General features: G+C 61.7%; 28 protein-coding genes and 2 pseudogenes. 12 read left to right on the top strand and 18 right to left on the bottom strand.

What is annotated here, in order from left to right:
• Positions 1 to 657: 657 nt before the first annotated feature.
• Positions 658 to 1,215, top strand: a pseudogene (locus tag ACMDCR_RS00510) (IS66 family transposase); the annotation flags it as partial.
• Here ACMDCR_RS00510 and ACMDCR_RS00505 read toward each other — a convergent pair.
• The 5 genes and pseudogenes from ACMDCR_RS00505 to ACMDCR_RS00485 all read right to left on the bottom strand — a co-directional run.
• A complete protein-coding gene (locus ACMDCR_RS00505; RefSeq protein WP_413990673.1) occupies positions 1,210 to 1,965 on the bottom strand; it encodes a serine hydrolase in 756 nt (251 codons plus the stop codon). The pseudogene ACMDCR_RS00510 and the gene ACMDCR_RS00505 overlap by 6 nt on opposite strands.
• Positions 1,966 to 1,999: 34 nt before the next feature.
• On the bottom strand, positions 2,000 to 2,683 hold the full coding sequence (locus ACMDCR_RS00500) for a hypothetical protein (RefSeq protein ID WP_413990672.1): 684 nt from the start codon (positions 2,681 to 2,683) through the stop codon (positions 2,000 to 2,002).
• A 68-nt stretch (positions 2,684 to 2,751) separates the two neighbouring features.
• Complete coding sequence (locus ACMDCR_RS00495; protein WP_413990671.1) at positions 2,752 to 3,888, bottom strand: M24 family metallopeptidase; 1,137 nt, start codon at positions 3,886 to 3,888, stop codon at positions 2,752 to 2,754.
• Positions 3,889 to 4,675: 787 nt separating this feature from the next.
• Complete coding sequence (locus ACMDCR_RS00490; RefSeq protein ID WP_413990670.1) at positions 4,676 to 5,203, bottom strand: winged helix DNA-binding protein; 528 nt, start codon at positions 5,201 to 5,203, stop codon at positions 4,676 to 4,678.
• 83 nt (positions 5,204 to 5,286) lie between these two features.
• Positions 5,287 to 7,719 (bottom strand): annotated as a pseudogene (locus tag ACMDCR_RS00485) (hydantoinase B/oxoprolinase family protein); the annotation flags it as partial.
• A gap of 163 nt (positions 7,720 to 7,882) precedes the next feature.
• Between ACMDCR_RS00485 and ACMDCR_RS00480 the strand changes: the two are divergent.
• Positions 7,883 to 9,094 carry an IS256 family transposase gene (locus ACMDCR_RS00480; protein WP_413989139.1) on the top strand — a complete coding sequence of 404 codons (1,212 nt, stop codon included), beginning with the start codon at positions 7,883 to 7,885 and terminating at the stop codon, positions 9,092 to 9,094.
• Between the two features lie 48 nt (positions 9,095 to 9,142).
• Here ACMDCR_RS00480 and ACMDCR_RS00475 read toward each other — a convergent pair whose 3' ends face one another.
• A complete protein-coding gene (locus ACMDCR_RS00475) occupies positions 9,143 to 9,832 on the bottom strand; it encodes a hypothetical protein (RefSeq protein WP_413990669.1) in 690 nt (229 codons plus the stop codon).
• Positions 9,833 to 10,285: 453 nt separating this feature from the next.
• Here ACMDCR_RS00475 and ACMDCR_RS00470 point away from each other — a divergent pair, with 453 nt between their 5' ends.
• Positions 10,286 to 10,435: a hypothetical protein gene (locus ACMDCR_RS00470; RefSeq protein ID WP_413990668.1), complete on the top strand. Its 150-nt coding sequence runs from the start codon at positions 10,286 to 10,288 to the stop codon at positions 10,433 to 10,435.
• Positions 10,435 to 11,028 carry a cupin domain-containing protein gene (locus tag ACMDCR_RS00465; RefSeq protein ID WP_413990667.1) on the top strand — a complete coding sequence of 198 codons (594 nt, stop codon included), beginning with the start codon at positions 10,435 to 10,437 and terminating at the stop codon, positions 11,026 to 11,028. Before ACMDCR_RS00470 ends, ACMDCR_RS00465 begins: the two co-directional genes overlap by 1 nt.
• A gap of 15 nt (positions 11,029 to 11,043) precedes the next feature.
• Here ACMDCR_RS00465 and ACMDCR_RS00460 read toward each other — a convergent pair whose 3' ends face one another.
• Positions 11,044 to 11,250 carry a DUF1674 domain-containing protein gene (locus tag ACMDCR_RS00460; RefSeq protein WP_413990666.1) on the bottom strand — a complete coding sequence of 69 codons (207 nt, stop codon included), beginning with the start codon at positions 11,248 to 11,250 and terminating at the stop codon, positions 11,044 to 11,046.
• Between the two features lie 298 nt (positions 11,251 to 11,548).
• Here ACMDCR_RS00460 and ACMDCR_RS00455 point away from each other — a divergent pair, with 298 nt between their 5' ends.
• The 3 genes from ACMDCR_RS00455 (at position 11,549) to ACMDCR_RS00445 (ending at position 13,674) form a co-directional block, all read left to right on the top strand.
• On the top strand, positions 11,549 to 12,913 hold the full coding sequence (locus ACMDCR_RS00455; RefSeq protein WP_413990665.1) for an NAD(P)-binding domain-containing protein: 1,365 nt from the start codon (positions 11,549 to 11,551) through the stop codon (positions 12,911 to 12,913).
• A 169-nt stretch (positions 12,914 to 13,082) separates the two neighbouring features.
• Positions 13,083 to 13,364: a type II toxin-antitoxin system RelE/ParE family toxin gene (locus ACMDCR_RS00450; protein ID WP_413990664.1), complete on the top strand. Its 282-nt coding sequence runs from the start codon at positions 13,083 to 13,085 to the stop codon at positions 13,362 to 13,364.
• A gap of 10 nt (positions 13,365 to 13,374) precedes the next feature.
• Entirely contained in the window at positions 13,375 to 13,674 is a 300-nt protein-coding gene (locus ACMDCR_RS00445; RefSeq protein WP_413990663.1) for a HigA family addiction module antitoxin, read from the top strand.
• A gap of 12 nt (positions 13,675 to 13,686) precedes the next feature.
• On the opposite strand, the gene ACMDCR_RS00440 is transcribed toward ACMDCR_RS00445, so the two are convergent.
• On the bottom strand, positions 13,687 to 13,842 hold the full coding sequence (locus ACMDCR_RS00440; protein WP_413990662.1) for a hypothetical protein: 156 nt from the start codon (positions 13,840 to 13,842) through the stop codon (positions 13,687 to 13,689).
• Positions 13,843 to 13,901: 59 nt separating this feature from the next.
• On the bottom strand, positions 13,902 to 14,813 hold the full coding sequence (locus ACMDCR_RS00435) for a LysR family transcriptional regulator (RefSeq protein ID WP_413990661.1): 912 nt from the start codon (positions 14,811 to 14,813) through the stop codon (positions 13,902 to 13,904).
• 117 nt (positions 14,814 to 14,930) lie between these two features.
• Between ACMDCR_RS00435 and ACMDCR_RS00430 the strand changes: the two genes are divergently transcribed.
• Together ACMDCR_RS00430 and ACMDCR_RS00425 are read left to right on the top strand one after the other, a co-directional pair.
• On the top strand, positions 14,931 to 16,112 hold the full coding sequence (locus tag ACMDCR_RS00430) for an MFS transporter (protein WP_413990660.1): 1,182 nt from the start codon (positions 14,931 to 14,933) through the stop codon (positions 16,110 to 16,112).
• A 63-nt stretch (positions 16,113 to 16,175) separates the two neighbouring features.
• On the top strand, positions 16,176 to 17,210 hold the full coding sequence (locus ACMDCR_RS00425) for an aldo/keto reductase (protein ID WP_413990659.1): 1,035 nt from the start codon (positions 16,176 to 16,178) through the stop codon (positions 17,208 to 17,210).
• 83 nt (positions 17,211 to 17,293) lie between these two features.
• Here ACMDCR_RS00425 and ACMDCR_RS00420 read toward each other — a convergent pair whose 3' ends face one another.
• A complete protein-coding gene (locus ACMDCR_RS00420) occupies positions 17,294 to 17,587 on the bottom strand; it encodes a hypothetical protein (RefSeq protein ID WP_413990658.1) in 294 nt (97 codons plus the stop codon).
• Positions 17,588 to 17,701: 114 nt separating this feature from the next.
• Here ACMDCR_RS00420 and ACMDCR_RS00415 point away from each other — a divergent pair, with 114 nt between their 5' ends.
• On the top strand, positions 17,702 to 17,935 hold the full coding sequence (locus ACMDCR_RS00415; protein ID WP_413990657.1) for a hypothetical protein: 234 nt from the start codon (positions 17,702 to 17,704) through the stop codon (positions 17,933 to 17,935).
• A 30-nt stretch (positions 17,936 to 17,965) separates the two neighbouring features.
• On the opposite strand, the gene ACMDCR_RS00410 is transcribed toward ACMDCR_RS00415, so the two are convergent.
• Together ACMDCR_RS00410 and ACMDCR_RS00405 are read right to left on the bottom strand one after the other, a co-directional pair.
• Entirely contained in the window at positions 17,966 to 20,410 is a 2,445-nt protein-coding gene (locus ACMDCR_RS00410; protein ID WP_413990656.1) for a GcvT family protein, read from the bottom strand.
• 260 nt (positions 20,411 to 20,670) lie between these two features.
• On the bottom strand, positions 20,671 to 21,561 hold the full coding sequence (locus tag ACMDCR_RS00405; RefSeq protein WP_413990655.1) for a phosphotransferase: 891 nt from the start codon (positions 21,559 to 21,561) through the stop codon (positions 20,671 to 20,673).
• 192 nt (positions 21,562 to 21,753) lie between these two features.
• Here ACMDCR_RS00405 and ACMDCR_RS00400 point away from each other — a divergent pair, with 192 nt between their 5' ends.
• A complete protein-coding gene (locus ACMDCR_RS00400; RefSeq protein WP_413990654.1) occupies positions 21,754 to 22,206 on the top strand; it encodes a carboxymuconolactone decarboxylase family protein in 453 nt (150 codons plus the stop codon).
• Positions 22,206 to 23,081, top strand: coding sequence for a sigma-70 family RNA polymerase sigma factor (locus ACMDCR_RS00395; protein ID WP_413990653.1), 876 nt, complete (start codon positions 22,206 to 22,208; stop codon positions 23,079 to 23,081). Before ACMDCR_RS00400 ends, ACMDCR_RS00395 begins: the two co-directional genes overlap by 1 nt.
• A gap of 90 nt (positions 23,082 to 23,171) precedes the next feature.
• Here the strand turns inward: ACMDCR_RS00395 and ACMDCR_RS00390 are convergent, their stop codons facing one another.
• The 6 genes from ACMDCR_RS00390 to ACMDCR_RS00365 all read right to left on the bottom strand — a co-directional run bounded on the left by ACMDCR_RS00390 (position 23,172) and on the right by ACMDCR_RS00365 (position 25,909).
• Positions 23,172 to 23,438, bottom strand: a complete 267-nt coding sequence (locus tag ACMDCR_RS00390; protein ID WP_413990652.1) for a hypothetical protein — start codon at positions 23,436 to 23,438, stop codon at positions 23,172 to 23,174.
• Positions 23,439 to 23,539: 101 nt separating this feature from the next.
• Positions 23,540 to 23,878, bottom strand: a complete 339-nt coding sequence (locus ACMDCR_RS00385) for an XRE family transcriptional regulator (RefSeq protein WP_413990651.1) — start codon at positions 23,876 to 23,878, stop codon at positions 23,540 to 23,542.
• Positions 23,862 to 24,227 (bottom strand): type II toxin-antitoxin system RelE/ParE family toxin, encoded by a 366-nt coding sequence (locus ACMDCR_RS00380; RefSeq protein WP_413990650.1) that lies wholly within the window; start codon positions 24,225 to 24,227, stop codon positions 23,862 to 23,864. Before ACMDCR_RS00380 ends, ACMDCR_RS00385 begins: the two co-directional genes overlap by 17 nt.
• Before the next feature lie 58 nt (positions 24,228 to 24,285).
• Positions 24,286 to 24,705: an EVE domain-containing protein gene (locus ACMDCR_RS00375; protein ID WP_413990649.1), complete on the bottom strand. Its 420-nt coding sequence runs from the start codon at positions 24,703 to 24,705 to the stop codon at positions 24,286 to 24,288.
• A 26-nt stretch (positions 24,706 to 24,731) separates the two neighbouring features.
• Positions 24,732 to 25,022, bottom strand: coding sequence for a YciI family protein (locus ACMDCR_RS00370; RefSeq protein WP_413990648.1), 291 nt, complete (start codon positions 25,020 to 25,022; stop codon positions 24,732 to 24,734).
• A gap of 212 nt (positions 25,023 to 25,234) precedes the next feature.
• On the bottom strand, positions 25,235 to 25,909 hold the full coding sequence (locus tag ACMDCR_RS00365) for a peroxiredoxin-like family protein (RefSeq protein WP_413990647.1): 675 nt from the start codon (positions 25,907 to 25,909) through the stop codon (positions 25,235 to 25,237).
• Between the last annotated feature and the right edge of the window lie 14 nt (positions 25,910 to 25,923).

The following is a 25,923-nucleotide window of genomic DNA, read 5'->3' as shown; positions in this document are numbered from 1 at the left end:
ACACGTTTGTAGGGCTCAGGGTCCCCTCCGATGTTTCCTGTCAGTGGTTCTGGTTCCGTGACACCCCCCTTTCCTCCTTCGGGTCCCGCCGGACACGGTTCCCCGCGCTCATTGGTACTATGAGGGTGCTACGACTTCCCGCTCACGCTTACCCATCGGCTTATTGCTTCGCCTTCCGGGTCCATGCGGCCCTGCATATTTGTGTCCGCCAAGGCGCTCCCTCCGACATGCAGGACTGTCGTAGGGCCGGGAGTCTTTTATGTCAGCCGGCACCCCGTTTCCGGCATTGCCTCCTTGGGCGTGAGTGGGATCTCTCAGGTTCCCCGGCGATCCATCCCATGACTTTGCGGTGGCCCAAGACCCCGGACGACCCCGCCTGCCTCGCCAATACCGGCAAGTCGGGTGCTGCCCCCGGTCCCAACACTCCGAAGGCGTCGTCACGAACCATGATATCGGGGCTTACCCCGCCGCTTCATCATCCGCTGTCTACGCTTCACGAATGACGTTGCCGCCATCCATGCAAGACTCGCTTCCGGCTGGCGGGCTGCGCCTTTGCCGGACGGGCGTTGAACCCGCTGGATCGCTGCGAACGGTTTCTGTTCGGCTCTCACCTCCTTTCGTATTCATCCCCCGTTCCGGGGCTTGCCTGACGCAAGCTGGGCGCATGGCCGCAGAAAACTGATCAAGGCCAAGCCGAAGAAGGGTTCGCCCATCGTCGACGAGGCGTTGCTGCGTATCGCCGCTCTCTACAAAATCGAGGACAGCATCCGAGGCCGTGATCCCGGACACCGCCAGGCTGTGCGCCAGAACCTGTCCCGTCCGCTAGTCGATGAGTTCTTCACCTGGTTGTCCGCGCAGGCCGCGCGCGTCTCGCGCAAGTCCGACCTCGGCGTGGCCATGGCCTATATGCTGAGACGACAAGACGGCTTCCGGCTGTTCCTCGATGACGGCTGCGTCGACATCGATTCAAACCTGGTCGAAAACGCCATACGCAGCCCGGCCATGAACCGCCGCAACGCGCTGTTTGCCGGCCATGACGAGGGTGGCCGAAATTGGGCCCGCTTTGCCAGCCTGATCGGCAGCTGCAAAATGAATGGCGTCGAACCCTACGCCTACCTGCGAGATCTCTTCATCAGCCTGGCCAATGGTCATCTCGCGAAAGATATCGACGCCCTCATGCCATGGGCCTACGCGCAACGGACCAGCGCCTCATAGTGAGCTCGTCAGGGACTCTTCGATGAGCTCACGGGACATCCGCAAGCGATAGACCTGACCGTTGCAACGCAAAATCAATGGGGTGGAGACGCCGCATACGCTTGAGCGGTCGCCAGGAAGATATTCTTCGGTGTGAGCCAAGCTGGTGTGCATGTCCATCACCTGCCGCAATGTCGCCCCTTCCCATCCAGTGCCACGCAGCTCAGAAATGTAGTGCGTTATCGGCCGAGAACCATTCAGAACACCTTCGTGTACGAGAGCTGCGGCTAGCGTACCGGCGTACGACTTTGTGACGGAGTAGCATGAATGTGGCAGGTGTTCCTTGAGCGCACCAAAATACCGCTCGTACACGATAGTCCCATTATGAAGCACGACGATACCGTCAGTGTAGGTATCGAATAGCGCTTCTTCAAATCGACGGCTGCGCCCATGTGCATCTCGAAAAGTTAGCGCGTCGATTTCCTTCGATCTATCGCTGCGTTTCAAGCGCGATGACGGACTCTGCCCGCGCCATACGTTGACAGTCGGTAGGAGCTCGCGGATGTGCGAAAGGGACCATCGGTTCTGGGGAAAATCGAAGTATGTATCGCTTTCGACCGTAATTCGCTTATCCAGGGCTGGTGGAGCACCCAGCATCCAGCCCAGCTCACGTGGGTCCGAGGTGCGGCCATCGAGATACTCTACTCCTTCAAATTCGAGGACGCCCGCGTTGGCTTCCGCAAAGGATGGGCACGATTCAATTTCTGTCATCGACCTTTTCATATGGCGGGCGTCTCCAAAGGTCCTAGCTAACGGCTGCCATGAGGAGCGCTGCGTTGATCGCTACGTCGTAAACCGGCAAATTGGTTTCGCGTCGAATTCGACGGGAAACTCGCGCAAAAAACGTGCACTCACAAAGCACTGCCGCGATGTCCCCGCGACGCTTTAGCCGCTCGATAATGGCATCCGTGTCAGAAAGCGCATCTGATACATGCAACTTTGCTTCCTTTGCCCACATGTAATCGTAAGTCTTTGTATGCTCCAAACCTTCGATAACCAGTCGTGAGAGGTCATCGATACCAAGTAATTTTAAGAGGTCGGGGGTTAGATATCGCGTATCATACGTCAATACTGCTATCTTCTTGCTGGCGGGGTTGTTCCGGAGCAGCATTGGAAGGAGAAGGAGGCTTGACGTCGATACAGGTACAGATACAGCACTGGCAATTGCTTGTTGATAACGCAGCGTGAAACCACAGTCGCATGTGATTGCGTCTGCGCCGTCCAAAACCAGTTGCTGCGCGGCTGCGACATAGTCCGCTTCACCTTCGGGATGGCCAGGCACAACATTGGTTGTCCACGCTCCTGGAATAGTCTGTATCAGAGGCGGACTATTGTAACGAGCAGGATCAGCGATACCGCCATGAAAGTCCGGATCTTCACCAATATACACACCGCGATTTGATAGACAAAGAATTCCCAATGTAGCCATGTTACAGTCTCTCTACTAGTAGATCTATTCGATCGGCGAAGTGAGCTTCGCCGGAGTTCTCGCAGGGATCAGTAGAATAGCTTTCGCTCCAATGCCGTTAAGCGCCGACCGCCATCACGCGTTACGACAACCGTCTCGCTGAAGGCCATTCCGCGTGCCGACGTGTACATGTGGAACGTCTGGTTTTCCTGCAGTCGCCAGTTGCTGCCGGCGCGAAAGACGCGAGTGAAATCACTAAGACGAGGCGGAGCGACGCAGCCAACTGTATAACCCGTTATGTTTCCATAGCTTTCGCGCAACCCTGCCGAAAGTACTCCCTCGCGCACAATTGCGTCGATTTCTTTTGCCTCAGCGCCCGGGCGCATGGCTCTGTATTGTTCGTCTTGGATCTCAATCAGCTTTTCTGCCGTCCGAATTTGCTCGTCGGTTGGGGCGCCGATCGATTTTGGGCGTTGCGCCCGAGAGGTATAGCCTCGAAACTGCGGCACTGGCTCAACGTGGACAATATCACCATCGGCCAATCTGCGGTCACCAAGAGGCTGGTGCAACATCCCAGAGCGAGGCCCTGCCGACATGACGGCGACAAGCCCGTTGTCTGCACCGCACCGCCAAGCTTCGCTGGTCATTGCCGCGAAGACTTCGCGCTCGTTTACACCCGGCTTGGCCGCCTCAAAAGCTGCTACCGTCGCGCGATCGCAGATTTGGGCCGCTACCCTCAAATAGTCTATTTCCAAATGCGACTTGACTTGCCGCATTTCCCACATAACACCGGAAAAGTCCGCCATTGTGGCATCCGGCAGCAAGGCTTCCAGCTCCTGAGCCCGGAGCACGGAAAGATAATTGCTGTCTCGTTCGAGGCCGACAACTGAAGATCCATATCCGCGCGCCACGATCGTATCTGCAATGACTTTGACAGGATTTTCGTCATCACCGAATGGAACGCACTGCGATAGCCAACTCAATTCGTTAAAAACTCCAACGTCCAAAGCACGAAAGACAGCAACTGGTTCTCCGTCAAGTGGAACCAGCAGGCCATGATACATCGACCCTGTAGACCAATATCCACCGAAGTAGTTGATATGTTCAAATTGATTGATAATTAGAAGATCAATTTGACGTTCCGCCATAATACCCCTCAGCGCGGTTAGGCGCGAGCGATACTCTTCGGCAGGGAACGGCGGAGGGAAATTCGGGGTTTGAATCATAGAGGAGTTCCTGTGGATTTTGCGATAGCTGTTGGTATCGAACCGGCTTGCGCTTGGTGCGGTCTCGCGCGCAAAGTCAATATAGTTCCCAAACCGAGCTGAGATCGTGCAAAAGAGGCACAATATGCGCAGGGTAGCGCCCCCAAAAGGCTTTTGTTTGCCGAATTTCTGCGTGATCGGTGGCGTCTGTGCGTGCCAGTCGAGACGGTCTGGGGCAATCCGCCTACACCAATGACTAGACCGTGTTTCGGCGAACGCGGAAACACAAGTGGGTCACTCCGATACCTACGAGCCGAGCACTGGCTTTCCGCAGCGCCGCGCAAATCCTGTTCTACCAGCTATGCCATTCGGCGTCGCTCTCACAGATTTGGGAGAACGGATTTCGCGAATCCGGATATAATTGAGACTACCGGCGTCATCTCCGAGCCTGCGGCGAGTTCGAGTACTGTAAGGTAGCGCGAAGAGCGCGGCCAAGACATCGATTCCATCGAACCGATCTTTCGGCTGTTTTAACTGCACCGCCTGAATGCAATGGTCTTCAGCGGAACGACGCGCCCCGAGCTATGGTTGTGACTGGCGCTTTACGATCGCGTCATAGGATACCGCGGGGCGTGTTCGACTGTATCTTTGCGGGCTCGCCAGCGCAAGGTCAGAAACCGAGCGCGGTACCCCCGTCGGAGAGAATTGACGCCGCTCACAACGGAGTGGCCTAAGCACTTAAAGGCACGGAAAGGAGGCGAACTCCGATTGATCACAACCGGCAACAGAACGCGTTCCTATCGCCGACCTACAGCGTAGCGGCCGACCGCGCGGCCTGTTCGTAATAGCCGGACAATGCCCTGAGATGCGAAGCAATGTCGGAAAGCCCGTCCTGCGACAGACCGGACACCTTGGTCGCCTCCACCAATAGCCGCTCTCGAATTTCGTTATAGCGCTTCAATGCGTCCAGGCCCTTGTCGGTTACCAGGATCGTCTTTTCCTTGCCGGCCTTGCCGCTCTTGACGAGCCCCGCCGCCTCCAGCTTCTTGATGGCGTAGTTGGCGACATGCGTGTCTTCGATATCGAGGACGAGGCAGAGATCGGCGAGCGTCTTCGGCCGGTCGCGATGCCGGACGGAATGAACGATCAGGATTTCGACCGGCGAAAGGCCTGGCGCGCCGGCCGCCGCCATGCAGCGTACCAGCCACCGATTGAAGGCATGGGAAAAGAGGATCGATCCGTATTCCAGCTCTGACAGAGCCGGCGAACTGCCGCCGGCAAGATGCGCAGACGATACGATCAATTCGCGTCGCTTGGTCTTTTCCTCAGAGGTCACCTGAAATCTCCTTCGAACCGGATCGAGCCTGCAGATTCGACAGGCCGAGCGGCCAATTGCCGCTCGGCTCTAACATTACATTCCTATTCGTCCCGCTTTCCGTAGCCGCCGCCCGTGGGGGTTACGACCGTAAAGGCCTCGCCCGGCTCGAGCACCGTATGGGCGGATCCGATCAGCTCTTCGATCTTACCATCGTTGCGACGAACATAGTTGCGGCCGGTCTGCCCGGTTTCGCCGCCTTTGACGCCGAAGGGCGCCACGCGCCGATGGCCCGACAGGATAGCGAATTCCAGCTTTTCGCGGGTCCGGATGGTGCGTTGCGTGCCATTGCCGGCATTCCATTTGCCGCGCCCGCCCGAATTCGGACAAATATGAAAATCTTCCAGCACGACCGGGAAACGCGTCTCCAGGATTTCGGGATCGGTGAGACGCGAATTGGTCATGTGAGTGTGGACGGCATCGGCGCCATTGAAGCCCGGCCCCGCCGGCGCGCCGGAGCAGATCGTCTCGTCATACTGATAGGCATCGTTGCCGAAGGTCAGATTGTTCATCGTGCCTTGGGCGGCGGCGAGCGCCTCGACCGCGCCGAACAGGCAGTTGGTCACGGCCTGGCTGACCTCGACATTGCCGGCAACGACGGCGGCCGGATATTTCGGCGTCAGCATCGTGCCTTCGGGAATGATGATCCGGATCGGCCTGAGGCAGCCTGCATTCATCGGGATATCGGCCTCGACGAGCACACGGAAGACATAGAGGACGGCTGCCCGCGTCACCGGCCGCGGAGCATTGAAATTATCCGGGCGTTGCGCGGACGTGCCGGTGAAATCGACGGTCGCCTCACGCTTGTCCTTGTCGATCGCAATCTTGACGACGATCTTACAGCCTTGATCCATTTCATAGCTGAACTCCCCATCCGACAGACGCTCGAGAACGCGGCGCACGCTTTCGGCCGCATTATCCTGAACATGCCCCATATAGGCATCGACGACATCTTCGCCGAAGAGCGCAATCATCTTCTTCAGCTCGGCGACACCCTTTTCGTTGGCGGCGACCTGAGCCTTGAGATCGTTGATGTTCTGCGCGAGCGCGCGCGCCGGTCAGCAGCTTGGTAAGCTCCGCTTCACAGAAGCGGCCACGATCGAGCAGCTTGAAATTGTCGATATAGACGCCTTCTTCCTCGATATGGGTAGCGAGCGGCGACATCGATCCTGGCGAAATGCCGCCGATATCAGCATGATGGCCGCGGCTGGCGACCCAGAAGCGGATCTTCGTGCCGGCATCGTCGAAGACCGGGGTGCAGACGGTAAGGTCGGGCAGATGCGTGCCGCCATTATAAGGTGCATTGATCAGGAAAACGTCGCCCGGATGGATGACGGCGTTTTCTCGAATTGCCGTTGCCACGGAGGCATCCATGGAGCCCAGATGGACCGGCATATGCGGTGCGTTGGCGACCAGATTGCCCTCCGCATCAAAGACGGCGCAGGAGAAGTCCAGCCGTTCCTTGATGTTGACCGAATAGGCGGTGTTCTGCAGCGTCATGCCCATCTGCTCGGCGATGGACATGAAGAGATTGTTGAAGATCTCCAGCATGACAGGATCGGCCTTGGTGCCGATGGCATTGCGTTCGGGCAGCGCCTTGATGCGCTTAAGAACGATATGATCCTTGAGCGTCAGTGCGCCTGCCAGCCATCCTCGATCACGATCGTCTGGTTCGGTTCGATGATAATGGCCGGGCCGGTAACGGTCTGGCCGGGCTTGATCGCCTGGCGCAGGACGACAGCTGCATCATGGCTCGCGCCGACCGAGTAGAATGAGGTGCGCCTTGCGGCTTGCGCCTCACCCTCGGCCGCCGCTTCAAGTTCCACCGCGATATCGGCCGCTGCGCCGCCGATCGTTTCGATCTCCAGGGCTTCGACGACCAAAGACTTATCTTCGGCGACGAAGCCGAAGCGACTCTTGTGCAGCGTCTCGAACTGGCTGCGCAGCCGCGCGGGATCGCCGGTTTCGGGGAAAGTCGTCTCGACCGCCAATAGCGTATCAGTGCCGGCATAACGGATATGGGCCCGCTGGACGGTCTTGATTTCGTTGGTGGCGACGCCCTGCGCTGCCAGCTCGGGCACGCATTCGTCGCGCAATTCGCTGCCAAGTGCTGCGATGGCGGCCGGTGCCGCTTTATCAAGGAAGACACCGAGCGCCTTCTGGCGCGTTGCCCTGATATCGGCGAGCCCCATGCCATAGGCCGAAAGAAGGCCGGACATGGGATGGAGAAGGATGCTCTTCATACCGAGCGCATCGGCGACCAGGCAGGCATACTGCCCGCCAGCGCCGCCGAAGCAGTTGAGCGCATAGCGCGTTACGTCGTGGCCGCGCTGCACTGAAATTTTCTTGATCGCCTCGACCATATTGGCGACGGCGATGCGGATGAAACCGTCAGCCACATCTTCCGCACTGCGGCCATCGCCGAGTTTAGCGGCAAGCGCGGCGAACTTGCCGCGCACCGTCTCGACATCGAGCGGCTGATCCGATAGCGTCCGCGCATGTGGTGTAATTTCGGAGGCGTTTTGAGTGGGGATTGCGGTGGAGAATACGCTGCGGTTTTCGCGAGACGTCAGGTGGGCACCGGGCCCGTCAGAGAAGGTGGAGTTGCGAGACTTCAACCTGACCGAAACGGAGCACCCGATGACCGACGACAGATTACCTCTTGCCGAGCTTGCCGCGAAGAGCGGCGATCCGGATTTTCTTCGCGCCATTGCCGAAAGCGTGCTGCAACTGATCATGGAGGCCGACGTCGACGGCCTGATCGGCGCTGGCCGCTACGAGCGTGGCGAAAGTCGCCAGACCTGGCGCAACGGCTACCGTGATCGCACGCTGGACACCCGGCTTGGAACGCTGAACCTGAAGATACCGAAGATGCGCACGGGAGCCTACTTTCCGGGCTTCCTGGAGCCGAGAAAGACGGTGGAGAAGGCGCTCGTCGCGGTCATTCAGGAAGCCTGGATCAACGGTGTGTCGACACGCAAGGTCGATGAGCTTGTGCAGGCCATGGGTATGACCGGCATATCGAAGTCGTCGGTGTCGAAGCTGTGCAAGGACATCGACGAGCGGGTGAACGCCTTCCTCAAGCGTCCTTTGTCCGGGGACTGGCCCTATCTGTGGCTCGACGCCACCTATCTGAAGATGCGCGAGGGCGGGCGCATCGTCTCCGTGGCGGCGATAATTGCGGTTGCGGTCGACACGGACGGAAAGAGAGAGATCGTCGGCCTGCACATTGGTCCCTCAGAGGCCGAACCCTTCTGGACGGGCTTCCTGCGCGATCTGGTGCGCCGGGGCCTTACCGGCGTCAAGCTCGTCATCTCCGATGCTCATGAAGGATTGAAGGCCGCCATCACCCGCGTCCTCGGCGCGACGTGGCAGAGATGCCGCGTTCATGCAATGCGCAATGCGCTCGCCTACGTTCCCAAGGGACAGCACACCATGGTCGCCGCCGCGATCCGCCAGGCCTTCATCCAGCCCGACCACGACAATGCCGTCCAAACCTGGCGGCATGTCGCCGACCAGCTCCGCGTCCGATGGCCGAAGCTGGGAACCTTCATGGATGACGCCGAAGCCGATGTGCTCGCCTACATGGCCTTTCCTTCCCAGCATCGGACGAAATTGCATTCGACGAATCCGCTTGAACGTCTGAACAAGGAAGTGAAGCGCCGTGCCGATGTCGTCGGCATCTTTCCGAACGAAGACAGCATCGTCCGCCTGATCGGAGCCGTGCTGCTCGAAGCCAACGACGAATGGCAGCTTCAGCACCGATACATGCAGGTCGAGGCCATGGCCGATCTCAACCCGCAGCCAATCGAGGAGGACAAACCGCTTCAGATTACACCGAAAGCCGCCTGATCATGACGGCCCGGTTCCACACTCGAAATTACACCATCTTGACGGACGCTATCCGGCGCCATGCTCGCCATACGCCCTTGCCGCCATCACCACCTCGTCGATCCTCCCCTCGCGAAGAAGATCGAGCGGCCGACACCCCCTAAGCCTGATATCGCCGGTGAGCATGAAGTTGACACGCATCCATGGGTCCTCGACCGTGAAGGCGTCGAGGACCTCGCGAATACCCACCAGCACGCCATCTTTGCCAATCTGAAAGGCCGGATAGACATAGCCGTCGCCGGCATGGAGCCAGAAGACCTGATTGCGCTCGCGCTTGCGGCCGAGGCCTTGCGGCGTCATGCTCAGATGGCCAGCAAGCTCCTGGGCGGAGAGCGCACCGCCTTCTGCCTTCAGCATATCCCGCTTCATTTCAGATCCTCGAAGGAGCGCCTCGGTCAAAGGATCGGGCTTCTCTGGCTCGATCTCCGCACCGAATGCCGCAGCTTCGCGGAGGGATCGGAAGAGCACGTCCGTATCGGTCGCTGCACCGACGGCTTCGAGCAGGCGCTCCCGCGGCATGCGCTCGGCAATATGGGCAAGCGCTCTGCTGGTGCGCAAGACGAAAGCCCGTACGAGGTCATCGCTCGGGCCGGGTTCGGGCCGGCGCGAACGAGCGGGCGATGACGCTGCCTCCTCGCCGCCAAAATAACTTGAGCGGCTGCGGCGGTGCCGGGTTCCGGCTGTGGTTGACTGTATCATATGCGGCCGCCCATCCCGTAGTTTCAACTATCTAGCGTAATATAGGTCTTGATAACTGAAATTACAATCATATTGCTCAAGGCAGCCGGGATAGGCGAGGGTGCCTCCACCCGCTGTTTCGAACCCAATAACGACCCTGATGGTTGTCGTTTGGAAAGTCCCCCTGCGGATGGAATCAAACAAGCATGGCGCGCAAGGACAGCGTAACTGCCCTTAGGGAAGATGTCACGTCCGCCACCTGGGCAAAGATAAGCTGTATCCAAGGTTACAGATACTTCAAGTGTTAGGAAACAATATGCTTTCCGGATAATTCGGCGGGAAAATCCGGCCCTTTTGTCTGAAATCCAGCGCTGAGTACCCAAAAACACCACCGCCGTGTCACGCTCGATCGACGCAGGCTGCGGCCAATGCCCCTCATTGCGAGACGTTCACGCCTGACGAGAGGACCAGATCATGAGCGAATTCTACAAAGCCCTGCAGCCCGGCATCCGCTTCTACCGCTGGCTGGACCGGCTGTTCGCGCGGCGGCCGCGCGCTGTCCGTCCGGCCTTTCGCCCTATGCCGCTGGGTAGCCTCCATATCGTGGACGGAGGGTCATTCTGATGCAGACCTGTCCTGTCGATACCCTGGACACGCTGGCGCCGGACGACAGTGTCGTCCTGCACAACACCTTCAACCGGGAAGCCTTCATCTTCCCGACCCATCTCGACGATCTCGACCCTGTCTGCTTCGACGTGGTGCTGGGCCGGAACGGCTCCGGCGGGGCCGACGGGCTGGAGCATGTCCATCCAGGTTCGGACGAGACTTTCCTCGTCCGCTCGGGCTGCCTGAAGGTGGTGATCCATGGCGAGACCCACATCGTGCACGAGCGCGAATCCATCACGATCCGGCGCGGTGCACCCCATTATTTCGTCAACGGTCACGACCGGCAGACGGAATTCTCGGTGATCTTCGATCCGCCGCAGCAGCAGCGCCGTTTCTTCGCCAATTTTGCTGCCACGACCGAGCGCCGCAGACAGTGGTTCTCCACCCGCGGCAAGCCGCATTTCCTGCTGATGGCGCTGGTCCTGCACACCTATCGCGACCATCTCTATCTCGCGGGACGGCCCGTACGCCTGCAGAAGGCGCTATTCGCCGTACTGGCCCCTGTGGCCCGGCTCCTGGGCTACCGCCTGGAGATCCGCCCCGGCAGGTAAGGGGCGATCCCGCCGTCAGAAATCGGAGGCGATGCCCTTCACTTCCCAGTCGCCATAGCGTACGGGCTCCGGCCCGTCGCGGCCGTTGATTTCCCGCGGACGCGCCTCGGGCTTTTCGGCCTTGCGGCGCTCCGCCGCCTCCAGCAGGGCGCGCCGGGCGGCCTCGCTGAGCACTTTGCCCGGTGCGGCATGGGGTGGATTGTCTGGGTCAGGATCGGACATGGCGGCAGAATCGCAAAATCGGCAGCGTGGATCAAGCGCCGTAGCGCAGGCTGCGCCCGGCCAGCCCCTGCCTTGAACCTACGGGCTTGACGCAGCCCCGCCCAAAAAACGCGTAGCCGCCTTGCCATAGCCGCGAGCGCGATTATAGTCAGGAAATAAATATTATCTGCAGGAAAGCCCTTGTAACAGCCGGGGCGATCTTCAGGCATGATCGCGCCACGGGCAGCCCACAATGCCAGTGACGCGGCAAAAACACCAGACCATCCATTCGAATGCCGTCGGCAGAGGGAAATAACATATGACGAGAGTAGCCGTGATCGGTGCAGGACCTTCGGGTCTCGCCCAGCTTCGGGCGTTCCAGTCTGCCGCGAGGAAGGGCGCGGAGATCCCGGAAGTGGTCTGCTTCGAGAAGCAGTCCGACTGGGGCGGCCTGTGGAACTACACCTGGCGCACGGGACTCGACGAATATGGCGAACCCGTTCACGGCAGCATGTATCGATATCTCTGGTCGAATGGCCCCAAGGAGTGTCTGGAATTCGCCGACTACACCTTCGAGGAGCATTTCGGCAAGCCGATCGCCTCCTACCCGCCACGCGCCGTGCTGTGGGACTATATCAAGGGCCGCGTCGAGAAGGCCGATGTGCGCAAATGGGTGCGCTTCTCCACCCCGGTGCGCATGGTGCGCTTCGACGAGAAGACCAGAAAGTTCACGGTCACAGCGCACGACCGCCCGAACGACCGCATGTATGACGAGGAATTCGACTACGTCGTGGTGGCGTCAGGCCACTTCTCCACGCCCAACGTGCCCTATTTCGAGGGCGTGAAGACCTTCAACGGCCGCGTGCTGCATGCCCATGACTTCCGCGACGCGATGGAGTTCAAGGGCAAGGACATCCTCATCGTCGGGCGTTCCTATTCGGCCGAGGACATCGGTTCGCAATGCTGGAAATATGGCGCCAAGTCGGTGACCACGAGCTACCGCTCCAAGCCGATGGGCTTCAACTGGCCCGCCAATTTCGAGGAACGCCCGCTCCTGCAGCGGCTCGACAAGAACACGGCCTATTTCGCCGACGGGTCGAGCAAGGAAGTCGATGCGCTGATCCTGTGCACCGGCTATCAGCACCATTTCCCCTTCCTGCCGGACGAGCTGCGCCTGAAGACCGCCAACCGCATGTGGGCCGACAGCCTCTACAAGGGCGTGATCTTCGACAGGAATCCGCAGCTCTTCTATATCGGCATGCAGGACCAGTTCTACACCTTCAACATGTTCGACGTGCAGGCCTGGTGGGCGCGCGACGTGATGATGGACCGCATCAAGCTGCCGCCGGAAGCCGAGCTGAAGGCCAATTTCGACGCCTGGCGCGCCCGCGAGGAGACGCTCGAGGACGCCGAGCAGATGATCTGGTTCCAGGGCGACTATGTGAAGGAACTGCTGGCCGAGACGGACTATCCGCAGTTCGATATCGAGGCCACCAACAAGACGTTCATGGAGTGGGAGCACCACAAGTCGCAGAACATCATGGGCTTCCGCGACCATGGCTATCGCTCGCTGATGACTGGCACCATGGCGCCCGAGCACCACACCAAATGGGTCGATGCGCTGGATGACAGCCTGGAGAGCTACCTGCAGACCGAGCCGGTACAGGCCAGCAGGGTGGCATAGAGCGCCATCCCAGTAGGATAGAACGCCCTCCCTCCCCAGCGGGGGGGCGACGCCTTATCCTGCTTGACCATTCTGCTATCGCGTGCCTCTCGCCGGATCACCCATTTTCGTATAAGATACTTGTACGCTTCCACTTGCATTTCGTACCATGGACTAGTACGCTTTCGCGATGATCCGGTCGTTCAAGGACGCCAAGACCGAAGCTCTCCATTATGGCAAGGTGCCAAAGGGAATTCCTGCGGATGTCGCCAAACGAGCTGTCAGCAAGCTCTTCCTGATCGATACCGTGACCCGGGTTGAAGATCTGAAAGTTCCGCCCGGCAACCGTTTGGAGGCGTTGAAACATGACCGTGCCGGCCAATATTCGATCCGAGTGAACGATCAATGGCGCATCTGCTTCGTCTGGCGCGGCGGTGACGCCTATGAGGTCGAGTTCGTCGATTACCACTGAGGAAAGAGCCATGGCCCGCGAGATCCCGATGCCGCATCCCGGCACGATCCTCCAGGAGGAGTTCCTGGAACCGATGGGTCTGTCCATCTATGCCGTTGCCAAAGCCCTCCACGTTCCCCGCAGCCGCATCAACGATATCTGCCGCGGCAAGCAGGGCATTTCGACCAGCATCGCCCTGCGCCTCGGCAAGCTGTTCAATGTCGACCCGCGCTGGTTCCTGAATATGCAAGCCAAATACGACCTGGAAGTTCAACGCGAGGCATTGGCACAAGAGCTCGAAGCAATTAAACCGCTCCCGACGGCAGCATAGAACGGCGGCCTATCATTCCTGCTCGGGCCGCACATATCTGGCGATGACGGCATCTATTTCGGCCTCGCTGGCAAAGTCGGCCTGGTCAGCTTCCGCAAGGGCCGCCTCGATCTCCACGAGTTGCCAGTCCTCCGCTTCATCCGAAATGTGCACGATCGGGGCGGCCATAGCCGCTTCTCTCGGTGTGTTGGTATGAACCTATGTAGATCACATCCGTTCATCAAGCTTCACCGCCCCGCCTCCCGCCCAAGCCTCTCCACCAGGAAATCCACGAACGCCCTGATGCGCGCCGCCAGGTGGTCGTGCCCGACGAATACCGCGTGGATCAACTCGATATCGTTGGCATTGTAGTCCTCCAGCAGCGCCACCATGCGGCCGGCGTCGAGGTCGGGCTGGACGTGAAAGCGACCGAGGCGCACCAGGCCGAGGCCGTCGAGGCAGAGCTGGCGCATGGTCGGGCCGTTATTGGCCTGGAGGTTGCCGTTCACGCCGATGCGCCGCAGCTCCCCTGTCTGCGGATCGCGGAAAGGCCAGGTGTCCAACCCGCGGCGGAAGTTGAAGAGCAGGCAGTTGTGCCGCTCCAGCTCCTCGGGCGTGCGGGGCAGGCCATGGCGCTCGACATAGGCGGGCGAAGCGGTGATTACGCGCCGGCTCTCCAGGATCTTGCGTGCCTTCAGGCTGGAATCACGCAGGGGACCTGAGCGCAGCGCGATGTCGGCGCGCTGCTCAACGAGATCGATCACCTCGTCCGTCAGCGAAAAATCGAGCTGAACCCTCGGATAGCGCGCGAGGAAATCGGGCAGCAGTGGCACGACGCAGCGCGAGCCGAAGCCGACCGAGGCGCTCACTCGCAGCCGTCCCGTCGGCACCACTTCGCCGCCCGAGGAGATCATGCGCTCGGTCTCGGCGATATCGGCGAGGATCGCCTGCGCCCGGGCAAGATAGGTGTCGCCCTCCGGCGTGAGCTGCAAGGCGCGGGTGGTGCGCACGAGCAGGCGGGTGCCGAGCCTGTCCTCGATGCGGGTGACGAGCTTGCTCACCGCCGAGGGCGAAAGATGCAGCTTGCGTCCCGCGGCGGAGAAGCTGCGCAGCTCGGCAGCGGCAACGAACACCTCCATCTCGCCCACCCGATTGTCCATCGCCGCTCCATCCTTGAATTCAATTCAAAACCATTCGTCTATTATACCCGATTATCAAGGGAATGCGGACTGACGATATTGGCTCCCGACAGTCTCAAACAAGCCGGGATCCCTCCCATGCCCATTGCGCTCATCGCTCTCACGATCGCCGCTTATGCGATCGGCACCACCGAATTCGTCATCGTCGGCCTCCTGCCGACCGTGGCCCATGATCTTCAGATCACCCTGCCGCTCGCCGGCCTCATCGTCAGCGTCTATGCGCTCGGCGTTACCTTCGGCGCACCGGTGATTACTGCACTCACCGGCCGACTTGACCGCAAGAGCCTGCTGCTCGGCCTGATGGCACTCTTCATCGTCGGCAATACGGCAGCCGCGCTCAGCCCCAGCTATGGCACGTTGCTGGTGGCGCGTGTGCTCTCGGCCTTTGCCCATGGTGTGTTCTTCTCCGTCGGCGCCACCATCGCTGCCGACCTGGTGGCGCCCAATCGCCGGGCCTCGGCCATCGCCCTGATGTTCATGGGCCTGACCGTCGCCATCGTCACTGGCGTGCCGCTTGGCACCTTCATAGGCCAGAGCTTCGGCTGGCGAGCCACCTTCTGGGGCGTCGCGAGCCTTGGCGTGATTGCCTTCGCCGCCGTCGCCTTGCTGCTGCCCACACATCTGCCCAAGGCGCCGCCGGCCCGCCTGGTCGAGCAGGTCCGCGTACTCGGCAGCGGCCGCCTGCTCCTCGTCTTCGCCATGACGGCACTCGGCTATGGCGGCACCTTCGTGGCCTTCACATATCTTGCCTCGATCCTGCAGGAGATCACCGGCTTTGCGACCGGCAGCGTCAGCCTGATCCTGGTACTCTATGGTGCCGCCATCGCGGTGGGCAACCTGGCCGGCGGGCGCATCGCCGATGGCAATCCGGTGAAGGCGTTGACCGGGCTCTTCGCCCTGCAGGCCCTGGTGCTGGCGGTCTTCACCGTCACGGCCGTCTCGCCCGCATGGACGCTGGTGACGCTGGCGGCGCTCGGCTTCCTTTCCTTCGCCAACGTGCCCGGCCTGCAGCTCTACGTGGTCCAGCTCGCCAGGCTTCATCGCCCGGCCGCCGTCGATGTCGCCTCGGCCCTCAACATCGCCGCCTTCAATCTCGGCATCGCACTCGGCGCCTGGATCGGTGGCCTGGTGGTGGCCTCGCCTCTTGGTCTCGGCATGACGCCGCTGGTCGGCGCCGTGCTGGTTGGCGCCGCCCTTGGCCTGACCCTGTGGAGTGGCGCCCTCGACCGCCGCCCGGTGCCGGCCGGGCATCCGGCTTAGAGCAAGACGCGCGACGCGAGCCTCTCCTCAAGTGTAACTCCCATAACTTCAAGGACCCGCACCATGGAATATCGCCGCATCGGCCTTTCCGGACTCAAGGCCTCCGCCCTCTCCTTTGGAGCCGGCACTTTCGGCGGCTCCGGTCCCCTGTTCGGGGCTTGGGGCACCACGGATGCCCGGGAGGCACGCCGGCTTGTCGACATCTGCCTCGACGCCGGACTCAACCTGTTCGACACCGCCGATGTCTATTCGAACGGCGCCTCCGAACAGGTGCTGGGCGAGGCCATCAAGGGCCGGCGTGACCGGGTGCTGATCTCCACCAAGACAGGCCTCCCGATGGGCGACGGTCCGGACGATTGGGGCACCTCGCGCTCACGCCTGTTGCGCGCGGTGGACGAGGCTTTGCGCCGTCTCGGCACTGATTACATCGACCTCCTGCAACTGCACGCCTTCGACGCCGGCACGCCGGTGGAGGAGGTGCTGGCGACGCTCGACGGCCTCATCCGCGACGGAAAGCTGCGCTATGTCGGTGTCTCCAACTTCTCCGGCTGGCAAATCATGAAGTCGCTGGCCGCCGCCGAAAGCCAAGGCTATCCGCGCTATGTCGCCAACCAGGCCTATTATTCCCTGCTCGGCCGCGACTATGAGTGGGAGCTGATGCCGCTCGGCCTCGACCAGGGCCTGGGCGCCCTCGTCTGGAGCCCGCTCGGCTGGGGCCGCCTCACCGGCAAGCTCAAGCGCGGCCAGCCTCTGCCCGAAGGCAGCCGCCTGCACCAGACCGCCGATTTCGGCCCGCCGGTCGACGAGGAGCGGCTCTACCGCGTCATCGACACGCTCGAGGCCATCGCCACCGAGACGAGCCGCAGCGTGCCCCAGCTCGCCATCAACTGGCTGCTGCAGCGGCCCACCGTGTCCTCGGTGATCATCGGCGCCCGCAACGAGGAACAGCTCAGGCAGAACCTGGGTGCAGTGGGGTGGTCGCTCTCGCGGGACCAGATGGAAAGGCTCGACAAGGCGAGCGCAACGGAGGCGGCCTATCCCTATTTCCCCTATCGCCGCCAGGAAGCCTTCGCGCGATTGAATCCGCCGCCGGTGTGAGCCGGGGCGATCTTCAGACCCGCCTGTCACGCCGCGCTCCGAGAAGAGCCGGGACTGAAGCCCCCCTTTGACGATGCGGATGCTTAAGACTCCGCTAGCGACCGCACGATCCAGCCGCCCTCATAGGTCGAGATGCCACCCTCGGCCAGTGTCGCCGCTGTCGGCGTCAGGCTGTAACGCGTCGTCGCGCTCGTGACTTCGATCATCTCCGGCGAGATGGTGGTGATACGGCAGGAGGTCTTTCCGCTCGTCGCGGATTCCATGATCAGATCATCGCCCGGCCGAAAGAACGGGGGCTTGGTTGCTTCGGAACCGGTCGCCAGAACGACAATCGTTCCAATGGGGAATCGAGCCTTCTCGTCGGACATCGAGCTCATCGCCTACCGCCTCGACACAATGCTTCCGCCCAGGACACACGGAGCCTGTGCAGGAAACTTTACCGGCCCCTACAATGTTCCCTCCCGAGAAAAGCCGTTTCGGGAGTGATAGTGATGACCGATGTTCGAGAGCTTCATGAGGGCGAGTATCCGCCTACGCGTGGCAGCTGGCTCCTGATCGAGGAAGACGGCCCCGTCTGGGTGGTCAACAGCGCCGCCTATGCCGACGACAACCTTCCCTCCGATCCGCTCGGGCCGTTTCATGTCCTTGGCGATGCCGTGAAGGCAGCAAGCGACCTAGCGCGGATAAAGGGCATCGATACCGTCTATGTGCGCGGAACGGCCTGAACACGAACGGCATGTGAGCGTCGGGACTGCTCACGCCTTGATCCGCTCCATCCTGGGATCATAGAGCGCCTCCAGGAACACCTGCGCCTTCACCCGCTCCGTCGCCACTTCCAGCTCGTAGCTGCCGGAGAGCACGTAGTCCCGGTCGACGCCCGCCGGATCGCGCACATAGCCGTAGCCGATGTTCTTGCCGACCGTGTAGCCGAAGCCCGCCGAGGCGAGCCAGCCACAGCGCTTGCCATTGCGATAGATCGTCTCGCGGCCGAGCAGGATCACGGCGGGATCATCGACCGTGAAGCCGGCCAATAAGCGCGGCAGCGGCTTGCCGGCCTGCTCGACCAGCGCCTCGCGGCCGAGGAAGGGAATATTCTTCTTCAATTTCGCCGCCCAGCCCAGCCCGGCCATAAGGGGCGAATGGTCGGGTCCGATCTCGCCGCCCCAGGCGCGGTAGCCCTTTTCGAGGCGGAGTGACTCGATGGCGCGATAGCCGGCATTGACCAGGCCGAGCGGCGCGCCCGCCCCCATCAGCGCGTCGTAGACCGTGGCGGCGAATTCCACCGGAATATGCAACTCCCACCCGAGCTCGCCGACATAGGTCACACGCATGGCGAAGACGCGGGCGCCGGCTATGTCGATGAAGCGGCAGGTGCCGAACGGAAAGCCGCTGTTCGAAATGTCGTCCTCCGTCAGCCGCGCCAGGATCTCGCGTGCTTCAGGCCCCATCAGCACCAGCACGGCGTTTTTCGACGTCATGTCGGTAAGGCGCGCATCGAGCCCTTCAGCTATGTTGCGCGCGATCCAATCGCGATCGTGGGTGGCAAAGCCCGTACCGGTGACGATATAATAATAATCCGGCCCGGCCCGAGCCACGGTGAGATCGGCTTCGATGCCACCCCTGCGGTTGAGCATCTGCGTGTAGACCAGGCTGCCCACCGGCTTGGCCACGTCATTGGCGCAGATCCAGGAGAGGGCGGCCTCGGCGTCGCGGCCCGTCACCGAGAATTTCGCGAAGGAGGTCTGGTCGAAGACGACAGCAGCTTCGCGGCAGGCCCGGTGTTCGCGCCCCACCGCCTCGAACCAGTTCTGGCGGCCATAGCTGTAGATGTCCTTCGCCTCCTCGCCGGGGCCGGCGAACCAGTTCGGCCGCTCCCAGCCGAGCTTGTCGCCGAACACCGCGCCTTGCGCCTTCAGCCGGTCATAGAGCGGCGAACGGCGCAGGGGACGGCCGGATAGATATTCCTCGAAGGGCCAGGCCATGGTGTAGTGTTTGGCGTAGGCCTCCATCGTGCGCTGACGCACCCAGGAAGTGTCGAGCGTGTTGTTGCCGAAGCGGCGGATGTCGACGGCCCAAAGGTCATAGGGCGGTTCACCCCTCGCCACCCATTCGGCCAGCGCCATGCCGGCGCCGCCCCCCGAGGCGATGCCGAAGGCGTTGAAGCCGCAACCGACATAGATGCCCTTCACCTCCGGCGCGGCGCCGAGGATGAAATTGCCATCCGGCGTGAAACTTTCGGGGCCGTTGATGAACTGCTTGATGCCGGCGCTCTCCATTGCGGGCACGCGGCCGATGGCGAGTTCCATCAAAGGCTCGAAATGGTCGAGATCGTTCTCAAGCAGCTGGAACTCGAATTCTTCCGTTGCCTTCGCATGGGCCCAAGGCTTGGGATTGGGCTCGTAGCCGCCCATCACCAGTCCGCCGACCTCCTCCTTCCAGTAGGTCAGGCGGTCGGGATCGCGAAGCGTCGGCAGGTTCGAGGAGACGCCCTCGATACGCTCGGTGATCAGGTATTGATGCTGCATCGAGACGAGGGGGATGTTGACCCCAGCCATCGCCCCGATCTCGCGCGACCACTGCCCGGCGCAGATGACGATCCTCCCGGCCTCGATGCGACCCTGATCCGTGAGCACGGCACTGGCAACGCCACCCTCGACCTCGATGCCAGTGACCGTAACGCCCTCGCGGAACGTGACACCCCCATTGCGTGCGCCCCTGGCCAGCGACTGGGCGATGTCGGAGGGCGAAGCCTGCCCGTCCGTCGGCAGGAAGGCGGCGCCGACGACATCGTCCACCTGCATCAGCGGCCAGAGGTCCTGCGCCTCCTTCGGCGTGAGGAGTTGCATCTCAAGGCCGAAGGAGGTGGCGGTGGTGGCCTGGCGCTTCACCTCGGTCCAGCGCTCCTGGTTGCAGGCGAGGCGCAGGCCGCCATTGCGTTTCCAGCCGGTGGCAAGGCCGGTCTCCTGTTCAAGCCTGTCATAGAGGGCAACGGAATAGCCGAGAAGCTGGGTGATGTTGGCATTGGTCCTGAGCTGCCCGACCAGTCCGGCGGCATGCCAGGTGGAGCCCGAAGTGAGCTTGCCGCGTTCCAGTACAAGAACGTCCGACAGGCCCATCTTGGCCAGGTGATAGGCCGTGGAGCAGCCGACGATGCCGCCACCGATGATCAGGATTTTGACGGAGGATGGAAGGTCGGACATGGGGAGATCCTATATGGATGTGTCGCGTCTCGCCTCCCCCACGAAGCTGGGGGAGGTGGCATTGCGAAGCAATGACGGAGGGGGTGTGGTCCGACGAACTCGGCGTTGCAGGACAAGGCTGCGAGAAAGCGGCGGCGCTTTGTTCGGACATGTCATCCTAGCGGACCGCACCCCATCCGACCCGACTTCGTCGGGCCACCTTCCCCAGCTTCGTGGGGAAGGCGAGTCGCGTCTTGCTCGGCGAGGGGCGAGGGACGCCATCACAGCCCACGCCACGCTGCATACGCCGCCTCGTAGCGTCGCAGATTCTCGGCCGTGTAGCCGGCATAGTCGAAATCAAGCGTCGAATGGATCTCGGACACCATGCTCCAGGTCGTCTCGCGCAGCAGCGAGGCAGCCGTCATGGCCGCGAGGCGCTGGCGCAGCTCCTCCGTCATCGGCCGGTCGAAATAGGCCTCCGCCAGCTTTTCCCGGGCTGGCGCCTCCACTTCAGAATTGGAAGCAAGACCGCCGAGATCGAACAAAGGCGAGTTGAAGCCGGCATAGTCCCAGTCCACCAGCCAGAGCCTCTTGCCGTCGTCGAGGAAATTGGCGGCAAGCAGATCATTGTGCCCAAACACGATATCGACGGGGCAGACGGCCGCTTCCAATTGCTCGCTTTCAGCCAGCAGGCGCGGCAGCATAGGCAGGTGCCGGCTCGCGCCCTCCCGCAGCGTATGGGCATAGTCGCGCACCACCTGGAACACCCAGAAGATCGCCGCCGGTCCGCGGAAGTGGCGGGGCATCTCGGTATGACAGCGCCGGATGAGATCGATCAGGGCCGCGTGGTTGCGCGGGTCCCGGATGTCCTCGGGCGTGAAGGTGCGGCCCTCGACGAAGCGCAGCACCAGCGCGCCCGGCTGGCTGTGCACGACCTCCGGCGAGATGCCAGCGGCGAAGGCGGCCTTGCTGGCAGCGAACTCGTTGCTGCGGCTGATCTGGTGGAGGGGAATGTCGTCGCCGATACGCACGACATATTTGTCGGCGCCGTCAATCACGGTGAAATTAGTGTTTGTGATGCCCCCACCGAGCGGCTGCGGCTCGACCTTGCCGCGCCAGCAGGCCAGCGTCGCCGCCTTCCTCAGGGGATCGAAGGGCGGCACAGGCCCCATGGCGTCTCCGGCTCAAAAATTCAGGCTGCGGCGAGGCTAGCGCGATTTGGATGAAATCGTCCAGCACGAAGGCTGGGGATTGGCCGCGCCGGCGGTTCACTCATGCCGTCAAAAAATTCTTCGCCCCCATGTCACACGGTGGTGTCCCCTCTCGTCATGGCTGCGTAACCCCAAGCGAGAAAGGACCGCACCATGAAAGCCCGCCTCAACGCCTTCACCGCCGCCCCCACCCTGATGAAGCAGTGGCTCGATTTCTCCACAGGTATCGAAGGCCTCGAATCCAGCCTGATGGAGCTCGTCGAAATGCGTGCCTCGCAGATCAATGGCTGTGCCTATTGCCTGCACATGCACGCGCTCAGCGCCCGCAAGCACGGCGAGAACGAGCAGCGGCTCTATCTGCTCGATGCCTGGCGCGAATCACCGCTCTATAGTGAGCGCGAGCGTGCCGCCCTCGAATGGACCGAAGCCCTGACGCTGGTGGCCGCTACCCGCGCACCCGATGCGGCCTATGAGATAGCGAGGGCCGAATTCAGCGAGGAGGAACTGGTGAAGCTCACCATGCTGATCGTGGCGATCAATGGCTGGAACCGCATCAATGTCGGCTTCAAGACCGTGCACTCCGTGCACACCAAGGCTGTCGCGTGATGGCCAGCGCTCCCGCAACCGGAGCGGCCGAAAGCTTCGATGCCGTGCGGCCGCGTCTCATCCGCATCGCCTATCGCATGCTCGGATCGGTGGCGGATGCCGAGGACGTGGTGCAGGACGCTTTCCTGCGCTGGCTCGCCGTCGACCGCGAGGCAGTGCGCGAGCCGGCGGCCTTCCTCACTCGCGTGGTGACGCGGCTCTGTCTCGACCAGCTCAAATCGGCCCGACACCGGCGCGAGACCTATATCGGCCCCTGGCTGCCAGAACCGGTGCTCGAAACCGAGGACGAGGTGGAGGACGTCACACTGCCCCTGCTGCTGGCGCTCGAACGGCTCACGCCGCTGGAGCGCGCCGCCTTCCTGCTTCATGACGTGTTCGGCCTTGGCTTCGAGGAAATCGGCGAAACCATCGGCCGCGAGCCCGCCACCTGCCGGCAACTCGCCAGCCGGGCCCGCAGCCATGTGCGCGGCTCGCGTCCGCGCTTCGACATGCCCCGGGAAAAGGGCCTCGAAATCGCCCACGCCTTCTTCGCCGCCTCGCGTGGCGGCGACATGACCCGGCTGCAATCGCTGCTCGCGGCCGATGTCGCCGTCTATTCCGACGGCGGCGGCAAGAAGCCGGCGTCTCTGAAGATCATCACAGGCATCCAGGAAGTGATGAGGCTGCAGGCTGGCCTTTCCCGATTCTTCGCAGAAAGCATGTCGAAGCTGGTGCGCTACGGCTTCATCAACGGCCTGCCGGGCTTCGTGACGGTGGAACGGGACGGCACGCTGCAGACCACGGCGCTGGATATCCGGGATGGCGAGATCGTGGGCATCTATGTGACGCGCAATCCCGACAAACTGAAACATATCGGCACGGCCGTGGTGCAGTGAGGCGGGGGCGGGTCTTCAGACCCGGCTCTTTCGGTGAGGCCAGCGCCAACAAGAGCCGGGCCTGAAGACCCGCCCCCCATTCGCCTGTCCTCAAATCACCGTCCCATCCGACACGATCTCATAGCCGCGGTTCATCAGGCGCATGCGGAATTCCTGGAAATGCCGCTTGTGGCCGCTCTCAACCTGCGCAGCCGGATAGCTCCAGCCATTGCGCCGGGCCGTCTCGAGAATTGCTTCATACTCGGCATCGCTCATGCGCCTGGCATCGACCTCGCCGATGCGATGATGTGCCTCGCCCGCCTGCGTGGCAGGCAAGGCGAGCGCCATGAGCAGTACCGCCGAAGCAACACGCATCATTATCGCCCCACGCAAGAAGAAGGTCTCGCTTGCAGGATTACCGACGTGACATGCAAAGTCCTGAAGGAAAACTGATAATCGGCTGAAATCAGGCGTGAAGGCTACACGCGCTCTCTTTCCGAGAGATCAGCGAAGTTTGTAATCTTCACAGCATGATCAGGGAATCGAGCCACGATCTCAAGCTCACCACCCATGGCTTCGATAAAGCGGCGCAACGTGCTGACATACATGTCAGTGCGCTTCTCCAACTTGGCAATAGAGCCTTGCCCGACCTGCAGCGTCTGGGCGATTTCATCCTGCGAGAGCTTCAGCGCCCGCCGCACTTCCGCAAGATCCATTTCCTCATCGAGCTGAGCGGCCAACGCTTCGGCCTCGGCCTGTGCTTCGGGCGACATCCGGGCGCGCAGTGTTGCAAATGAATGTCTACCAGCCATCTTCATGTTGCCTTTCGAGTTCGCGCAGATGCTCGTCGTAAAGATCGTCGGCGATTGAGACCATACGCGGGTAAAAGCGCTTGTCGCCGGTTTTGTCTCCTCCGATCAGCAAGATAGCCATACGGCGCGGATCAAAGGCATAAAAGATACGCAACGGTTTGCCACTGCTCTGCACACGCAGTTCCCGCATATGAGGATGACGCGAACTTTCGATGCCACTCGAATAGGGAAATGGCAGATTGGGTCCGCGTTGTTCCAACTTGCCGACATGGGCCACAACGCTGATCCGTTCCGAGCTGGTAAGGTTATCCCACCATTCTCCAAACTCATCTGTGTACTCGACTGGCCATGCCATTTATGGATTAGTATTCCTTATATGGAATATTTTCAAGGGGAGATTCTAGCGCTTTCTCCTACCCCTTATACCCGCCCATCTCGCACACCAGCGTCCACTCCGCCTCCGTCACGGGCTGTACCGAGAGCCTCGAGAGCTTCACCAGCGCCATTTCGGCGAGCTTGGGCTCCGCCTTGATGGCGACCAGGGTCACCGGCTTGGGGAATGGCTTCACCGCCTTGAAGTCGACCAGCACCCAGGGCTCGCCAGGGGTGGCCGGGTCGGGATAGGCCTCCCGCACCACCTCGGCCACGCCCACTACCGCCTTGCCCTCATTGGAGTGGTAGAAGAAGGCTTGGTCGCCCTTCTTCATCGCCATCAGGTTGAGCTTGGCGGCATGGTTGCGCACCCCGTCCCAGGGCGTGCCCTTGGCGCCGGCCGCGACCTGACTGTCCCAGCTCCAGACCTCGGGTTCGGACTTGATCAGCCAGTGGCGCATGGCGGCCTCTCCTTATGGAATTGGGGTCAGACGGCGGCCGGCGGCTTCACGCCCCAGCGCCAGCGACGGACCGAGGCGGCGGCGAACAGGCCGGCCTTCGCATAAGGATCGTTTTCGGCAAAGACCCGAGCCTCGGCCTCGGAAGGGAAGTCGACGATCAGGAGAGAGCCGACCATCTGGTCCTGGTCGTTGAGGAAGGGGCCGGCCGCAAGGACATGGGCGTCTTGGGCCTTCAGGTAGTCCATATGCGCCGGCCGCGTCGCCATGCGCAGTTCGAGCCCATTGGGTATGTCTTCACACTGGATCACGAAATGCATGGAATCCCTCGCTGAAACGATTTCGGTAAAAGCAAAGCCGGAATCGGGTAGCGGGAAGCGGGCGCTTTGTCGAGGGGCGCGCCGTGACGGCGCCGGCAATTTGGGGGATGGCCGTTTTCAATCGAGGCGCGACGCGCATCATTCCGGCCGGAGAGCCGGGATGACGATCACCGCGCGGTCCTGACAACTATGCTCGGCGAAGGGCCGGCCAATCATTGCAGCCGTGTACCCTCGCCGCCGATCGTTGTCCGGATTGCGGCCACGATCTCGGAGGCGGCCGGGAATTTACCTATGCCATCCAAGCCTTCCTCGCATTCGATATGGGTCCAGCGCACGATGCCGTCCCGGTCGATCAGGAACTGTCCCTTGAGCTGAGGCCATTGGCGCTCGACGTCGCCGCGATCGGTCTCGTTCTCGACATAGCCATCGAGCTTGGCGAGGGTCGCGGTGGCCTCCATGATTGGCAGGGGTTCGGGCAGTTCGCCGGTCGGATTGACGCGCAGCGTCGACAGAGCCTGCATCAGATCGGGCGTCGGGACCGGCTTGGGTACGCCATAGGCGCGATGGATGGAAAGCGCCGGATCGGTGGCGATGCGAAACCGGCTCGGGCGAAACTTGAAATAGAGGCGGGCATTCTCGAGCTCGGTGGCGACGATGCCGAGCGTCTCGACCCCGAGCGCTTCGAGCTGGGGGCTGGCGGTCGCCAATTGGGCCAGCGCCCGACGGCAGAATGGGCACCACAGCCCCACGAACAGCGCCAGAAACAGCGAACTCCTGCCGCGATAGTCGGAGAGCGACACGGTCCCGTTTCCGTCAAGGACGGGAAGCCTGAAATCCGGGGCGCGTTCGCCCGACGATACTGGTGATTGCAATGGCATCTCGTTCATGCGGCACCCTCCTG

The organism is Labrys okinawensis, assembly GCF_047345005.1.
Lineage (GTDB): Bacteria > Pseudomonadota > Alphaproteobacteria > Rhizobiales > Labraceae > Labrys > Labrys okinawensis.
Note: the sequence above shows the minus strand (reverse complement) of the source record. Positions and strands in the feature narration are given on the sequence as shown.

Excerpts from the sequence above, each read along its gene's own strand:
- ACMDCR_RS00505 (WP_413990673.1), bottom strand. The coding sequence starts at position 1,965 with ATGACAGAAATTGAATCGTGCCCATCCTTTGCGGAAGCCAACGCGGGC.
- ACMDCR_RS00500 (WP_413990672.1), bottom strand. The coding sequence starts at position 2,683 with ATGGCTACATTGGGAATTCTTTGTCTATCAAATCGCGGTGTGTATATT.
- ACMDCR_RS00495 (WP_413990671.1), bottom strand. The coding sequence starts at position 3,888 with ATGATTCAAACCCCGAATTTCCCTCCGCCGTTCCCTGCCGAAGAGTAT.
- ACMDCR_RS00480 (WP_413989139.1), top strand. The coding sequence starts at position 7,883 with ATGACCGACGACAGATTACCTCTTGCCGAGCTTGCCGCGAAGAGCGGC.
- ACMDCR_RS00475 (WP_413990669.1), bottom strand. The coding sequence starts at position 9,832 with ATGATACAGTCAACCACAGCCGGAACCCGGCACCGCCGCAGCCGCTCA.
- ACMDCR_RS00470 (WP_413990668.1), top strand. The coding sequence starts at position 10,286 with ATGAGCGAATTCTACAAAGCCCTGCAGCCCGGCATCCGCTTCTACCGC.
- ACMDCR_RS00465 (WP_413990667.1), top strand. The coding sequence starts at position 10,435 with ATGCAGACCTGTCCTGTCGATACCCTGGACACGCTGGCGCCGGACGAC.
- ACMDCR_RS00460 (WP_413990666.1), bottom strand. The coding sequence starts at position 11,250 with ATGTCCGATCCTGACCCAGACAATCCACCCCATGCCGCACCGGGCAAA.
- ACMDCR_RS00455 (WP_413990665.1), top strand. The coding sequence starts at position 11,549 with ATGACGAGAGTAGCCGTGATCGGTGCAGGACCTTCGGGTCTCGCCCAG.
- ACMDCR_RS00450 (WP_413990664.1), top strand. The coding sequence starts at position 13,083 with ATGATCCGGTCGTTCAAGGACGCCAAGACCGAAGCTCTCCATTATGGC.
- ACMDCR_RS00445 (WP_413990663.1), top strand. The coding sequence starts at position 13,375 with ATGGCCCGCGAGATCCCGATGCCGCATCCCGGCACGATCCTCCAGGAG.
- ACMDCR_RS00440 (WP_413990662.1), bottom strand. The coding sequence starts at position 13,842 with ATGGCCGCCCCGATCGTGCACATTTCGGATGAAGCGGAGGACTGGCAA.
- ACMDCR_RS00435 (WP_413990661.1), bottom strand. The coding sequence starts at position 14,813 with ATGGACAATCGGGTGGGCGAGATGGAGGTGTTCGTTGCCGCTGCCGAG.
- ACMDCR_RS00430 (WP_413990660.1), top strand. The coding sequence starts at position 14,931 with ATGCCCATTGCGCTCATCGCTCTCACGATCGCCGCTTATGCGATCGGC.
- ACMDCR_RS00425 (WP_413990659.1), top strand. The coding sequence starts at position 16,176 with ATGGAATATCGCCGCATCGGCCTTTCCGGACTCAAGGCCTCCGCCCTC.
- ACMDCR_RS00420 (WP_413990658.1), bottom strand. The coding sequence starts at position 17,587 with ATGAGCTCGATGTCCGACGAGAAGGCTCGATTCCCCATTGGAACGATT.
- ACMDCR_RS00415 (WP_413990657.1), top strand. The coding sequence starts at position 17,702 with ATGACCGATGTTCGAGAGCTTCATGAGGGCGAGTATCCGCCTACGCGT.
- ACMDCR_RS00410 (WP_413990656.1), bottom strand. The coding sequence starts at position 20,410 with ATGTCCGACCTTCCATCCTCCGTCAAAATCCTGATCATCGGTGGCGGC.
- ACMDCR_RS00405 (WP_413990655.1), bottom strand. The coding sequence starts at position 21,561 with ATGGGGCCTGTGCCGCCCTTCGATCCCCTGAGGAAGGCGGCGACGCTG.
- ACMDCR_RS00400 (WP_413990654.1), top strand. The coding sequence starts at position 21,754 with ATGAAAGCCCGCCTCAACGCCTTCACCGCCGCCCCCACCCTGATGAAG.
- ACMDCR_RS00395 (WP_413990653.1), top strand. The coding sequence starts at position 22,206 with ATGGCCAGCGCTCCCGCAACCGGAGCGGCCGAAAGCTTCGATGCCGTG.
- ACMDCR_RS00390 (WP_413990652.1), bottom strand. The coding sequence starts at position 23,438 with ATGATGCGTGTTGCTTCGGCGGTACTGCTCATGGCGCTCGCCTTGCCT.
- ACMDCR_RS00385 (WP_413990651.1), bottom strand. The coding sequence starts at position 23,878 with ATGAAGATGGCTGGTAGACATTCATTTGCAACACTGCGCGCCCGGATG.
- ACMDCR_RS00380 (WP_413990650.1), bottom strand. The coding sequence starts at position 24,227 with ATGGCATGGCCAGTCGAGTACACAGATGAGTTTGGAGAATGGTGGGAT.
- ACMDCR_RS00375 (WP_413990649.1), bottom strand. The coding sequence starts at position 24,705 with ATGCGCCACTGGCTGATCAAGTCCGAACCCGAGGTCTGGAGCTGGGAC.
- ACMDCR_RS00370 (WP_413990648.1), bottom strand. The coding sequence starts at position 25,022 with ATGCATTTCGTGATCCAGTGTGAAGACATACCCAATGGGCTCGAACTG.
- ACMDCR_RS00365 (WP_413990647.1), bottom strand. The coding sequence starts at position 25,909 with ATGAACGAGATGCCATTGCAATCACCAGTATCGTCGGGCGAACGCGCC.